The sequence below is a fragment of the Rhizobium ruizarguesonis genome, assembly GCF_012349115.1.
Lineage (GTDB): Bacteria > Pseudomonadota > Alphaproteobacteria > Rhizobiales > Rhizobiaceae > Rhizobium > Rhizobium ruizarguesonis.
In genome coordinates this window covers 149,577-163,097 of sequence record NZ_PQIG01000078.1, presented here as the reverse complement: position 1 = coordinate 163,097, position 13,521 = coordinate 149,577, and the positions used below count along the sequence as shown (strand labels likewise).

Below are 13,521 nucleotides of genomic sequence, written 5' to 3'. Positions count from 1 at the left end.
CTCACCTGAGATAATGGATATGCGGGCGCGCGTGATAGGGTGAGGCTTCGATGCGGGCTTCGACGGAGAAGACGTCACGCAGAAGGTCTTCACTCAATACGTCCTGCGGCGCGCCGGAGGCGACGATCCTGCCCTGCTGCATGATGATCAGCTGGTCGCAGAACATGGCAGCATGGTTGAGATCGTGCAGGGCGACGATGCTGGTGATCGGCAGACCGGAGACGAGCCGCATCAGGCCGATCTGATGCTGGATATCGAGATGGTTTGTCGGCTCGTCGAGGATCAGTTCCTGGGGCGACTGGGCGAGCGCTCTTGCGATATGGGTGCGCTGCTTTTCGCCGCCCGACAGGCTCTGCCAGCGATCGTCGCGCTTCTGCGCCATGCCGGCGCGCGCGAGCGCACTTTCGACCGCCTCTTCGTCGGCCTTCGTCCAGCCTGAAAACATCGACCGGTGCGGGAACCGGCCGAGCTTGACGACGTCGACGACCTTCAGATTGGCATTTGTCGTGGCGTGCTGCTCGACGAAGGCGATCCGCCGGGCGATCGAGCGGCGGCTGATCGTGCCGATGTCGCTCCGGTCGAGCGTAACGCGGCCGGAATGCGGCCGCTTCAGGCCGGCCAGAAGACGCAGGAGCGAGGTCTTGCCCGAGCCGTTCGGCCCGAGCAGGCCGAGCATCTTGCCCGGCGGTGCGTCCAGGGAAACGCCGTCGAGGATGGTCTTCCTGCCAATCTTCCAGATGAGGTTGTCGGCCTTGATGCTCATGATGCGCGCTGGAACCGGTAGAGGATGATCGAGAAGAACGGGACGCCGACCAGGGCCGTGACGACGCCGATCGGCAGGATCTGGTTCGGAATGAGGGCGCGTGCGGCGATGTCGGCGAGCACCATGAAGATCGCCCCTGTCATGGCACAGGCCGGCAGGAGACGGACATGCGACGGCCCGACGACGAAGCGGGCGACATGCGGCACGACGAGGCCGACGAAGCCGATCGACCCCACCATGCTGACGATCGTCGCCGTCATCATTGCCGTTAGCGCGAAGAGCACCATCCGCGCGCGGCCGACATTGACGCCGAGCGAGGATGCCGCCTCGTCGCCGAAAGCGAAGGCGTCGAGCACGCGGGCGTAAAACAGGCAGCCGACGAGGCCGATGCCGACGACGATCGAGACCAGCGCGAATTCCGGCCAGCGCACGCCGCCGAAGCTGCCGAGTAGCCAGAACATGACGTCGCGGGCCTGTTGCGCATTAGCCGAGGTGGTGACGATATAGGACGTGGTGGCGTTGAAAAGCTGCGAAGCGGCGACACCGGCAAGGATGGTGCGATCCGCTCCGCCGCGGGTGCCGTTCGACAGCAGGGCGACGAAGAAGAAGGCTGCGAAGGCACCGGCAAACGCGCCGGCGGAAAGCGAGACCGCACCGGCGCCGACGCCGAGGATGACGATCGCGACGGCGCCGGAAGAGGCGCCGGCAGATATGCCAAGAACATAGGGTTCGGCAAGCGGATTGCGCAGCAGCGACTGCATGATCGCGCCCGATAGCGCAAGGCCGGCGCCGCAGAAGGCGGCAACGAGCGCCCGGCTGAGACGATAATCCCAGATGACGGTCTCATGGATGCGGTTCAGTTCGACCGCGGTCCATCCCAGCCGGTTGGTTACGGCCGAAAACGTGGTTGCAAGTGGGATCGGCAGGTCGCCGATCCCGACGCTGACGCCAATGGCGATAGCGATGAGGCAGAAAGAGGCGAGGAGCAGTGCGAAGACGGCTCCCAGCTGCCGGAAGATACGGCCCGCTTCCGTCACTTCAACAGACCGAGAGCCTTCAGCTGGCCGGCCACCTGCTCAGCGCCGCAGACCGTGCGAACGGTCGGGTTCATGGCCTGGCCGTCCATGATCACGATCGTCTTGTTCTTGACGGCAGGGATCTGGCTGACGGCCGGATCGGTGTTCAGGAAATTGATCTTGGCCTCCGGCTTGTCGAGCTCCCAGCGGTTGCGGTCGAGACTGGCGACGACAATGACGTCGGGATTGGAGGCGATGATGCCTTCCCAGCCGAGCGTCGGCCATTCCGCTTCCGCTGATATCGCATTGTGTCCGCCGAGCAGGTCGGCGATGAAGCCGGACGCGCTGTTCTTGCCGCCGAGATAGGCGTCCGCCGACGGGCTGGGGCTGGAGAACCAGAAGACGTAGGAAAGGTTCTTGCCGTCCTTCGAAACGCTGGAGCGAAGCTTGGCTTCGCGTGCCTTGAAGTCGGCGATCAGCGCCTTGCCACGATCGGCGACGTCGAAGATCTGCGACAGTTCGTCGATCTCCCTGTAGAGCAGATCCATATTCCACAGCTCGGCGCGGCTGCCATACTGGTCCTTGACGTCCTTGGTGCTGAGGCACGTGCTGGGCGAGAGATAGGTTGCGACGCCCACCTTGTCGAAATCCTCGCGCTTGGCGACCTTGCTGTTCGGCCCGACCAGGCTTGGCAGAGCCGCGGCCACGAAATCGGGATTTTCGGCGAGGATCGATTCGAAGGTCGGCATCTCGACGGTCAGAAGCTTGACCTTGGCATTGGCTTCTGCGAGCTGCGGCAGAACCTTGCTCGGCCAGAAGGCCGTGCCGGCCATCTTGTCCTGAAGGCCGAGCAGCAGCAGGATTTCAGCGCTGTTTTGGCCGAGGCCAATCGCCCGTTCGGGCGCCTTCTGGAAAGTCACCTGTGCGCCGCAGTTTTCCAGCGTCAGTGGGTAGGTCGCCGAACCGGCCAAAGACGGATTTGCGGCAAGGCCGATCATGGTTGAGAGGCCGCAGGCGGCCATAAGCGATTTGAGGCTGGTCACGAAGAAATTCCCGGTGCGTGAATATATGCGGTCGCCGTATAGCCTCAGAAACGGCCAGAAAACAAGACAAAATAAATCAACTTATCGCAAAATTGACAGCGCATTGCCACGGGGCAGCGTGCCATCGCCTGTCGAACTGCAGCCGCGTTCGCCGTCTAAACGGGGCCGACCGGTGACAGCGACTTGCCGTAGACCTCGAGGATCGCGGCAATCTCCTTGAGGATGCCGGAGAGCGGAAGCATGCCCTTTCTGTCGAACGCCATGTCGCTGCGTTCGAAAAGGGCAAGGCAGATCTCGCTCGAATCGTGACGTGACTGGTAGGCGAGACCGTCCGGCTGGTCGGCATGGTCCCAAAGCGCGTCGGCCCAGAGGCCGCATGGTTCGTAAGGGCCGGTGGAGACGGCATTATCGGTGCCGAGGGCCTGCAGGCCGGTGCCGTGCATGCGCACGATCCTCAGCGGTCTGATACAGCTGAGTTCGCTGATGGCGCGGGCGGTTATTTCGGTCATCGACACCATCAACCGCTGGGGATTGCGCAGGATCGTTTCCGCAAGCGCTCCCCTGCGGCTCATTCCGACATAGAGAATTCCGAAACGTCCGCTGGCGCTGTCGAAACGATTGGTGGCGGCAATCCCGGGGCCGGGTCCAAAGAAGATGGGATCGAGAGGCGTCCGATGGACCCTATGAAGAACCTGCCCGGCCGCAATGAGGTCGATCGGCAATGACGAATGGGCGAGCCAAGGAGGCGGGGGCAGGGCAGATCCCGACGGCCCTCTGCCTGCATTTGCCGGCATCAGGCAAAGCCGTCGGAGGTTTCAATCCGGATCAGACGCCGGACTGCTTCGCGATCGCCGTCGCGCAGCGCCTGCAGGGCTGTCCGGCCACCGAGAGCCGTATCGGCAGCAAGCAGAAAATCCAATGCGATCCAGGGACCGGCGGCGGCAAAACCACGCACGACGTCGGAAATCCCCGCGATCACCTCACCTTGGTCAAACTGGCAGAGCGGATAGCGCCAGTCGCTGCCCTCGCGTACGGCAAGCAGCGTGCCGGCCCGCCGCCTCTTGTCGACGGCCTGTCTGCTGATGCCAAGCATCCGTCCGGCGTCTTCGGCTGACACTGTCCCGCCGGCCCGCTCGACGAGATTTTGCCGATGCTCGACGTTGCGAGCTAGCGCCGGAACCAGCGGATCGAGATCGTTTATAGCCGCGCCCACCATATCCGAGCGGCTGAGAAGCTGCGCCAACGATCCGGCGTCGGTCGGGGCTGAAAGCGCATCGGCCAGGTCCTTTGCCGGGACGTTCGCCGAAATGCGTTCCAGCGCCGATGTCGCACGTCGCAGAAACGCGGTCCTGATGGAATTCGGCTCTTCCTGCACTGTGACGGGACCGGATGCGTGGCGGGCCATTGAGCGGCTCCTTGGTTGACGAGGTATTTATATATCTGTTGATGGTATGAAGTCAACCAGGGTGGAGGTCAAGGGAGATGCCCCGTATGCGGTCCGGTGCCAGAAAGTCCGCCGCCTTGCTCCAGGTCATATGCGTTCTGGATGACCGTGGAGAAGAAAAACGGCTTGGCCCCGATCCTGCGTGACGGACCCGAAGCGAACCCGCTCCGATGTCAACAGCATCAGGGTAAAGCCATCGGGCATGTTCAGGTCAGCTTTGCCACGAGCTTGGCATAGTCCGAAAACGTCAACCGTTCGCCTTTCCTGCCTGCCTCCTCGGCGAGCTGCAGCACACGGATGGGGAACAGGATCGCGGCGCGGTTGGCATCCGACAGTTCATGGTCGTCGTCCTCCTCGATTGCCTTCGTGGCTTTCGAGAGCGCGGCATTGAGTTCCCCGCTGGTAAGCAGTTCCTTCTCGACGATCGCATCACATATCGCTGCCATGGCCATGATCAGGCCTTTGAGCTGGAGGTTGGCCGTATTCATGAGAACTCCGAGGAAACGAGAGGAACTGCGATGGTGACGCTCCGGCGTCTCGCCGATCGCGCCGGGGATATTGCTACGTCAGTCCGTTTGAACCGGTCGGATGTTGTCGATGGTGACCACACCGTCGACGATCCCGCGCGTGACATCGCGTCTGTTCCGATCGATCTCGATGACGGTGTAGAGCTTATCGTCCCGAAAGGCGCTGGCATTGACCGTCGTCACATCCTCGGCGGGAGCCGCATCCACCTCCATGAAATCGAGTTCACGAGCCGCGGCGACGATCCTTGCGTCACCGGGCGTTCTGGCGGCGACGACGACGGTGCCATGTCCGGGGGAATTGTCCCATCGCGGATCGTCGGGTGCGGCGATCGGCTCCAACCGGTAGATGTTGAGCATCTCGCCGCCGGCGTCGGGCGACGCTTGCGCAGCCGCATCCTTAATTTGCGCCTGGCTCTCGACCGACTTTCCGAAGGTGGTCGGGCTGGTCGCGTTGTTGATCTCTTCCTTGCCTGTCCTCGAGACGTTCGACATGTCGCTCTCCATCGTCAGGACTGAAACGACAGCCGGCAGGCAAGTGTTCCCCCGCGCACGAAAAACCGCAAATTCCGGCCAGACGGTTTCCGGCGGGCATTTTCGATACCTGCAACTATCGGGCTCATTTTAAGCACTGAATCATGATAAGCTGTATGCGGGATGGCCCATACCATTTTCTGAGTTGAGCGCTAAATTACCAGTCGTCGAACAGGGGGATTTTCGTGAGCAACCAATCCAGCGAATTCGCGCGCGAAAGCGTTGCGGTAGACAGCCTCAATGGGCATGACCACAAAACAATGGCGTTCGACGACGCCAGCGCACTTCTGGAAGTCCTCGTCGCGGTCAGGCGCGGCGACTTCTCCGTACGGATGCGGTCCGACCTGACAGGACTCACCGGCAAGGTCGCCGATGCCCTCAACGACATCATTGCCGCCAATCAGCGCATGGCCCAGCAGCTCGAGCATGTCGGGCAGGTGGTCGGCCGGGACGGGCGAACGAGCACGCGCGTGCGCTTCGGCCTGTCGGACGGCTCCTGGTCTGAAATGGAAGGATCGATCAACGGTCTGATCGACGATCTCCTGTGGCCGACGACAGCCGTCACGCGCACGATCACCGCGGTCGCCAAGGGGGATCTCTTGCAGACCGTGCCGCTCGACGTCGACGGGCGGGCGCTCAAAGGCGAATTCCTGCGCTCGGCCGATATCGTCAATACGATGATCAAGCAGCTGAGCGTCTTCACATCGGAAGTGACGCGCGTCGCGCGCGAGGTCGGCACGGACGGAAAACTCGGCGGCCAGGCGCAGGTGCCGGAGGTGACCGGCGTCTGGAAGGATCTCACCGAAAGCGTGAACTCAATGGCGTCGAACCTGACGGCGCAGGTGCGCAATATCGCCGACGTCACGATCGCCGTTGCGAATGGCGATCTTTCCAAGAAGATCACCGTCGACGTGCGCGGCGAAATCCTGCAGCTCAAGGAAGCGATCAACACCATGGTCGACCAGCTGCGATCCTTCGCCTCGGAAGTGACGCGCGTCGCGCGCGAGGTCGGTACCGAGGGCAAGCTCGGCGGGCAGGCACTGGTGCCGGGCGTCGCCGGCACCTGGAAGGACCTGACCGATTCCGTCAACGCCATGTGCGGCAACCTGACCGCCCAGGTCCGTAATATCGCCCAGGTGACCACGGCCGTGGCGCGCGGCGACCTGTCGCGCAAGATCACCGTCGACGTTTCGGGTGAAATCCTCGAGCTCAAGGAAACCATCAACACGATGGTCGACCAGCTCAACGGCTTTGCCGGCGAGGTGACGCGCGTGGCGCGTGAAGTCGGCACCGAAGGGCGGCTCGGCGGGCAGGCGCAGGTGCCAGGCGTCGCCGGCACCTGGAAGGACCTCACTGACAACGTCAATTCCATGGCCTCGAACCTCACCGCGCAGGTGCGCAACATCGCCGAGGTCTCGACCGCGATCGCCAATGGCGACCTGTCGAAGAAGATCACCGTGACGGTGTCGGGAGAAATCCTCGAGCTGAAGGAAACGATCAATACGATGGTTGATCAGCTCAATGCGTTCGCGTCGGAAGTGACCCGTGTCGCCCGCGAAGTGGGCACCGAGGGCCGGCTCGGCGGCCAGGCCAATGTGCGCGGTGTCGCCGGCACCTGGAAGGATCTGACCGAGAATGTAAATTCCATGGCCGGCAACCTCACGGCGCAGGTGCGCAATATCGCGGACGTCTCGACCGCGATCGCCAATGGCGACCTGTCGAAGAAAATCACCGTCGACGTGAAGGGCGAGATCCTCGAACTGAAGGAAACCATCAATACGATGGTGGACCAGTTGAACGCCTTCGCCTCCGAAGTGACCCGTGTCGCCCGCGAAGTGGGCACGGAGGGCCGGCTCGGGGGCCAGGCCAATGTGCGCGGCGTCGCCGGCACCTGGAAGGATTTGACCGACAGCGTCAATTCCATGGCCTCCAACCTGACCGGGCAGGTGCGCAACATCGCCGAAGTCGCGACCGCCGTCGCCCAGGGAGACCTTTCCAAGAAGATCACCGTCACAGTGTCGGGCGAAATCCTCGAACTGAAGGAGACCATCAACACGATGGTCGACCAGCTCAACGGCTTTGCCGGTGAAGTGACGCGTGTGGCGCGCGAGGTCGGCACCGAGGGGCGGCTCGGCGGCCAGGCGAACGTGCTCGGCGTCGCCGGCACCTGGAAGGACCTGACCGACAGCGTCAACTCCATGGCGGGCAATCTGACGGCGCAGGTGCGCAACATCGCCGAAGTTTCGACCGCGATCGCCAATGGCGATCTGTCGAAGAAGATTACGGTGTCGGTCTCGGGCGAAATCCTCGAGCTCAAGGAAACGCTGAACACCATGGTCGATCAGCTGAACCGCTTCGCTTCCGAAGTGACGCGCGTCGCCCGCGAAGTCGGCACCGAAGGCAAGCTCGGCGGCCAGGCGCAGGTGCCGGGTGTCGCCGGCACCTGGAAGGACCTCACCGAAAACGTCAATTCCATGGCCTCCAACCTCACCGGCCAGGTCCGCAATATCGCCGAAGTGACGACGGCCGTGGCGCGCGGCGACCTGTCGCGCAAGATCACTGTCGACGTGAAGGGGGAAATCCTCGAACTGAAGAACACCATCAACACGATGGTGGACCAGCTCAACGCCTTTGCCGGCGAAGTGACGCGTGTTGCCCGCGAAGTCGGCACCGAAGGCAAGCTCGGCGGCCAGGCGCAGGTCTCCGGTGTTGCCGGCACCTGGAAGGACCTGACCGACAGCGTCAACTCCATGGCCGGCAACCTGACGGCGCAGGTGCGCAACATCGCCGAGGTGGCCACCGCAATCGCCAATGGCGACCTTTCACGCAAGATCACGGTCGACGTGCGCGGCGAAATCCTGCTCTTGAAGGATACGCTGAATACCATGGTCGATCAGCTTCGCTCCTTTGCCGGCGAGGTGACGCGTGTCGCCCGCGAAGTCGGCACCGATGGCAGGCTCGGCGGCCAGGCCGTCGTTCCCGGTGTCGCCGGCACCTGGAAGGACCTGACCGACAACGTCAACCTGCTCGCCGCCAATCTGACGACCCAGGTTCGAAACATCGCCGAAGTCACGACGGCCGTGGCGCGCGGCGACCTGTCGCGCAAGATCACCGTCGACGTGAAGGGGGAAATCCTCGAACTGAAGAACACCATCAACACGATGGTGGACCAGCTCAACGCCTTCGCCGGCGAAGTGACGCGCGTCGCCCGCGAGGTCGGCACCGAAGGCAAGCTTGGCGGCCAGGCGCAGGTGCCGGGTGTCGCCGGCACCTGGAAGGACCTGACCGACACCGTCAACGTCATGGCCGCCAACCTGACCGAGCAGGTTCGCGGCATCGTCAAGGTGGTGACGGCGGTCGCCAACGGCGACCTCAAGCAAAATCTCACCGTCGCATCGAAGGGTGAGGTGGCCGCCCTTGCCGAGACCATCAACAACATGACCAACACGCTTGCGACCTTCGCCGATCAGGTGACCACGGTTGCGCGTGAGGTGGGCGTGGAAGGCCGTCTCGGCGGTCAGGCGAATGTTCCGGGTACTGCGGGAACCTGGAAGGACTTGACCGGCAACGTCAACCTGCTTGCCGCCAACCTGACGACGCAGGTGCGCGCCATCGCCGAGGTGGCGACCGCCGTTACCAAGGGTGACCTGACGCGCTCGATCAAGGTCGACGCGCGCGGCGAAGTGGCCGAGCTCAAGGACAACATCAACACGATGATCGACAACCTCAGGCTCACCACCGAGCGCAACACCGAGCAGGACTGGCTGAAGACCAACCTGGCGCGCTTCACCAACATGCTGCAGGGGCAGCGCGACCTGACGCTGGTCGGCAAGATGCTGTTGTCGGAACTCGCGCCGCTGGTCGGTGCCCATCAGGGGGTCATCTACCAGGTGGATGCCGACGAGCGGCAGCCGGTCCTGTCGCTGCTCTCCGTCTACGCGAAAGGGGGCGAGGCGGCGCACCCGGCCCGGCTCGAGTTCGGCCAGGGACTTGTCGGCCAGTGCGCCAGCGACGCCCGCCGCATCCTGGTCACCGACCTTCCCGACAACGTCGTTCCGATAAGCTCCGGCGTGTTCACGACCCTGCCGAGAAGCGCCATCGTTCTGCCGGTGCATTTCGAGGGGCAGGTGAAGGCAGTGATCGAGCTTGCCTCCGCAGGCGAATTTACCGAGCTGCAATTGTCCTTCCTCGATCAGCTGACGACATCGATCGGCATCGTCCTCAACTCGATCGAAGCGACCATGCAGACCGAAGGCCTGCTCAAGCAGTCCCAGCAGCTCGCCGCCGAGCTTCAGACGCAGCAGCGCGAGCTGCAGCAGACCAACGAGCAGCTCGGGCAGAAGGCGCAGCAGCTGGAGGAGCGCAACGTCGAAGTCGAGGCGAAGAACCAGGAGATCGAGCAGGCCCGGCGCGCGCTGGAGGAAAAGGCAACCGAGCTGGCGCTGACATCGAAGTACAAATCCGAATTCCTCGCCAACATGTCGCATGAGTTGCGCACGCCTTTGAATTCGATCCTCATTCTCGGCCAGCAACTGGGAGAAAACCCGGATGGCAACCTCTCGGGCAAGCAGGTCGAGTTCGCAAAGACGATCCACGGGGCAGGAACCGATCTGCTGAACCTCATCAGCGACATTCTCGACCTGTCGAAGATCGAGTCCGGAACGGTCTCGGTCGATGCCGAGGAGATCTCCGTCAGCAACCTGCTCGAGGTGATGGCCCGGCCGTTCCGGCACGAAGCGGAAAACCGCAACCTGTCGTTCGCAGTCGAGGTCGGGGCCGATATCACGAAAAGCATCATCACGGATTCGAAGCGGCTCCAGCAGATCCTCAAGAACCTGCTGTCGAACGCCTTCAAATTCACCGCGCAGGGCGGCGTGACGCTTCGCGTCGCATCGGCAACGAGCGGCTGGTCGTCCGATCATCCCTCGCTCAAGCACGCGCCTTCGGTCATCGCCTTCGAAGTCGTCGATACCGGTATCGGCATACCGCCCGAAAAGCAGCGCATCATTTTCGAGGCGTTCCAGCAGGCGGATGCCTCGACAAGCCGCAAATACGGCGGAACCGGTCTCGGCCTGGCGATCAGCCGCGAACTGGCAAATCTGCTCGGCGGCGAGATCCAGCTGCGCAGCACTCCCGGTGTCGGCAGCACCTTCGTCCTCTACCTGCCGCTCACCTATGTCGGCGCCGGCGCGGTTGCGCTGAAGTCCGTTCCGCCGGCAAATGTCGTGGAGTTCGCCGAGGCGGCAGCAAGCCGTCGCGCCGATAAGCCGACCGAACATGTCGAAGACGATCGCCACCAGATAGCGGCCGGCGACTCGGTGCTGCTCGTCGTCGAGGACGATGCGCATTACGCCCGCGTCCTGGTGGATCTCGCCCGCGACAACGGATTCAAGGTTCTGGTGGCGATGCGCGGCAGTGATGCGCTCGCACTCGCGCAGGACTACAGGCCGGCGGCGATCTCGCTCGACATCTTCCTGCCCGACATGCTCGGCTGGACGGTGCTGAGCCAGCTCAAGCAGAATGCGCAGACGCGGCATATTCCGGTCCAGATCATCAGCCTCGACGAGGATCGCCAGCATGGGCTGACCCGCGGCGCCTTCGCTTTCATGAGCAAGCCGACGACGCCGGAAGGCCTCGGCAGGGCACTGTCGCGATTGAAGGCCTATGCCCAGCCGCGTCGCAAGCATCTGCTGCTCGTGGAAGACAACGAGGCCGAGCGTTTGAGCGTCACCGCCCTTCTCGGACATGACGACATCGATATCACCAGCGTCGGCTCCGGATCGGAGGCTCTCGCGGCTCTCCGGCAGAATGCCGCCGACTGCGTGGTGCTCGACCTTTCTCTTCCCGACATGTCCGGCTTCGAAGTGCTCGAGCAGATGCGCGACGACGCCGAGATCGGCGAGGTGCCGGTGGTCGTGTTCACCGGCCGGGAGCTTTCCGCCGAGGAAGACGCGGCGCTGCACAGCATGGCTCGCAGCGTCGTGGTGAAGGGGGTCGAGTCGCCCGAGCGTCTCCTGGATGAGACGGCGCTGTTCCTGCACCGGGTGGTCGCCGACCTGCCGGCCGCAAAACAGGCGACGCTGCAGGAGCTGCACAGCTCGGACGAGGATCTGGTCGGCGAGACCGTGCTGCTCGTCGATGACGACGCCCGCAACATCTTCGCGCTGAGCAGCGTCCTCGAACGCCGCGGAATGAAAGTCCTGACCGCGACGACCGGCAGCGAAGCCATCGACGTCATCAACAACGAGCCCTCTGTCGCGATCGTGCTGATGGACATCATGATGCCCGGAATGGACGGCTACGAGACGATGCAGGTCATCCGTTCGGAGCCCCGGTTCCGGCGGTTGCCGATCGTGGCGCTGACGGCCAAGGCGATGAAGGGCGACCGTGAGAAATGCCTGGAAGCGGGCGCATCCGACTATCTGGCGAAGCCGGTCAATACCGAGCAGCTTCTGTCGGCTCTTCGCATGTGGCTGCATCGCTGAGGATCCGGCCATGAACCCCGTCAACATCCTCCTCGTCGACGACCAACCGGCAAAGCTCCTGAGTTACGAGGTTATTCTCGAAGAGCTCGAAGAAAACCTCATCAAGGCGCAATCCGCTCGCGAAGCTTTCGAACATCTGTTGCGCACCGAAATCGCGGTGATCCTCGTCGATGTCTGCATGCCCGAACAGGATGGGTTCGAGCTCGTCAGCATGATCCGGCAGCATCCGCGCTATCAGAATACGCCGATCATCTTCGTTTCCGCCGTGATGCTGGCCGAACCGGACCGGCTGCGCGGCTATGCGGTCGGCGCGGTCGACTACGTCTCGGTCCCGATCGTCCCTGAGGTGCTGAGAGCCAAGGTGCGGGTCTTTGCCGATCTCTATAGGAAGACGAGGGAACTCGAACGCCTGAACGCCGAGCTGGAGGCCCGCGTTCACCAGCGCACCGCCGAGCTCGAGGCCTCGGCGGCGCAGCTGCGCGAGCTCAACGAGGAACTCGAGCACCGGATCGATCAAAGGACGCGCGAGCGCGAAGAGGCGCTCGCACAGCTGTTCGAGGCGCAAAAGCTCGACACGATCGGCCACCTGACGGGTGGCGTGGCCCACGACTTCAATAACCTCCTCATGGCAGTTCTCGGCAGCCTCAACCTTCTGAAGAAGCGGCTTCCGGCCGATGAACGCAGCGAACGCCTGGTGACGAATGCGATCCAGGCGGCCGAGCGCGGCACCGCGCTGACCCAGCGCCTGCTTGCCTTCGCACGCCGCCAGGAGCTCAAGCCGCAGGCAGTCGACTTCCTCCGGTTGTTCGAAAACGTCGAAGATCTTCTCGCCAAGGCCGTGGGGCCGCGCATCGAAATCCGCAAAAGCATCCCGGCGGATCTGGCACCCCTTCTGGTCGACAGCAACCAGCTGGAACTGGCGCTGCTCAACCTGTTCGTCAATGCCCGGGATGCGCTCGAAAGCGGCGGAGCCGTGACGGTGGCCGCGGCGGCAGCCGAAGAAGCCCGGCCGGCCGGGCTCGCGGGCGGAAACTACATCAGGATATCGGTATCGGACGACGGCGAGGGAATGGACGAGGCAACGGTCTCGCGTGCCGCCGAACCGTTTTTCACCACCAAAGGGGTCGGCAAGGGCACCGGTCTCGGCCTGTCGATGGTGCATGGCCTGGCGGCGCAATCCGGCGGCTCGATCCAGATATCGAGCGTCCGGGGCAAGGGCACGACAGTTTCCCTCTGGCTGCCCGTTGCCGAAACCTTCGTTAAGGTGCAGCCTCCCGTCGAGCCTCTGGCGACGGAGCCTTTGAAACCGGCGTCGCGGCCGCTTGCCATTCTCGTCGTCGACGACGATGCCCTTGTCAGGACGGGAACCGTGGCGATGCTGGAGGATCTCGGGCACCTGCCGCAAGAAGCGTCTTCCGCTTCCCAGGCTTTGGAATTCTTTGCCGACGGACAGGGTTGTGATCTCGTCATCACCGATCATGCCATGCCAGGCATGACGGGCGCCGAGCTTGCGCGTCACCTTCGCTCCTCCTTTCCAGGGCTGCCCATCATCCTTGCCTCTGGCTATGCCGAGTTTTCCGAGGACAATGGCCTCGGCCGGATGCTGCGGATGAAGAAACCATTCACGCAGGAACAGCTTCAGGCGGCGATGGATCAGGCGCTCTCGGGCAAAGTCGTCGCAGCTTGACGATCGAAGTGGGGATGTACTGGGT

The 13,521-nt window shown here is 63.2% G+C and carries 9 protein-coding genes and 1 pseudogene; 2 read left to right on the top strand and 8 right to left on the bottom strand.

What is annotated here, in order from left to right:
• Position 1: 1 nt before the first annotated feature.
• The 8 genes and pseudogenes from C3Y91_RS16905 to C3Y91_RS16875 all read right to left on the bottom strand — a co-directional run bounded on the left by C3Y91_RS16905 (position 2) and on the right by C3Y91_RS16875 (position 5,297).
• Positions 2-763 carry an ABC transporter ATP-binding protein gene (locus tag C3Y91_RS16905; protein WP_130680469.1) on the bottom strand — a complete coding sequence of 254 codons (762 nt, stop codon included), beginning with the start codon at positions 761-763 and terminating at the stop codon, positions 2-4.
• Complete coding sequence (locus tag C3Y91_RS16900) at positions 760-1,800, bottom strand: FecCD family ABC transporter permease (RefSeq protein WP_130673789.1); 1,041 nt, start codon at positions 1,798-1,800, stop codon at positions 760-762. The genes C3Y91_RS16905 and C3Y91_RS16900 overlap by 4 nt, the downstream gene beginning before the upstream one ends.
• The gene (locus tag C3Y91_RS16895; protein WP_168575607.1) at positions 1,797-2,822 is read right to left on the bottom strand and encodes an ABC transporter substrate-binding protein; all 1,026 of its coding nucleotides are present in this window, start codon (positions 2,820-2,822) and stop codon (positions 1,797-1,799) included. Before C3Y91_RS16895 ends, C3Y91_RS16900 begins: the two co-directional genes overlap by 4 nt.
• A gap of 155 nt (positions 2,823-2,977) precedes the next feature.
• Positions 2,978-3,616 carry an RES family NAD+ phosphorylase gene (locus tag C3Y91_RS16890; RefSeq protein ID WP_027688263.1) on the bottom strand — a complete coding sequence of 213 codons (639 nt, stop codon included), beginning with the start codon at positions 3,614-3,616 and terminating at the stop codon, positions 2,978-2,980.
• A complete protein-coding gene (locus C3Y91_RS16885; RefSeq protein ID WP_018073023.1) occupies positions 3,616-4,227 on the bottom strand; it encodes a helix-turn-helix domain-containing protein in 612 nt (203 codons plus the stop codon). The genes C3Y91_RS16890 and C3Y91_RS16885 overlap by 1 nt, the downstream gene beginning before the upstream one ends.
• 91 nt (positions 4,228-4,318) lie before the next feature.
• Positions 4,319-4,470 (bottom strand): annotated as a pseudogene (locus tag C3Y91_RS38705) (alpha/beta hydrolase); the annotation flags it as partial.
• A 2-nt stretch (positions 4,471-4,472) separates the two neighbouring features.
• Entirely contained in the window at positions 4,473-4,754 is a 282-nt protein-coding gene (locus tag C3Y91_RS16880) for a hypothetical protein (protein WP_024319690.1), read from the bottom strand.
• Positions 4,755-4,832: 78 nt separating this feature from the next.
• Positions 4,833-5,297 (bottom strand): hypothetical protein, encoded by a 465-nt coding sequence (locus C3Y91_RS16875; RefSeq protein WP_168575606.1) that lies wholly within the window; start codon positions 5,295-5,297, stop codon positions 4,833-4,835.
• A gap of 212 nt (positions 5,298-5,509) precedes the next feature.
• On the opposite strand from C3Y91_RS16875, the gene C3Y91_RS16870 reads away from it, so the two are divergent.
• Both C3Y91_RS16870 and C3Y91_RS16865 read left to right on the top strand, forming a co-directional pair.
• A complete protein-coding gene (locus C3Y91_RS16870; protein ID WP_130663335.1) occupies positions 5,510-11,809 on the top strand; it encodes a HAMP domain-containing protein in 6,300 nt (2,099 codons plus the stop codon).
• A gap of 10 nt (positions 11,810-11,819) precedes the next feature.
• Positions 11,820-13,496 (top strand): response regulator, encoded by a 1,677-nt coding sequence (locus tag C3Y91_RS16865; RefSeq protein WP_018073027.1) that lies wholly within the window; start codon positions 11,820-11,822, stop codon positions 13,494-13,496.
• Positions 13,497-13,521: the final 25 nt, after the last annotated feature.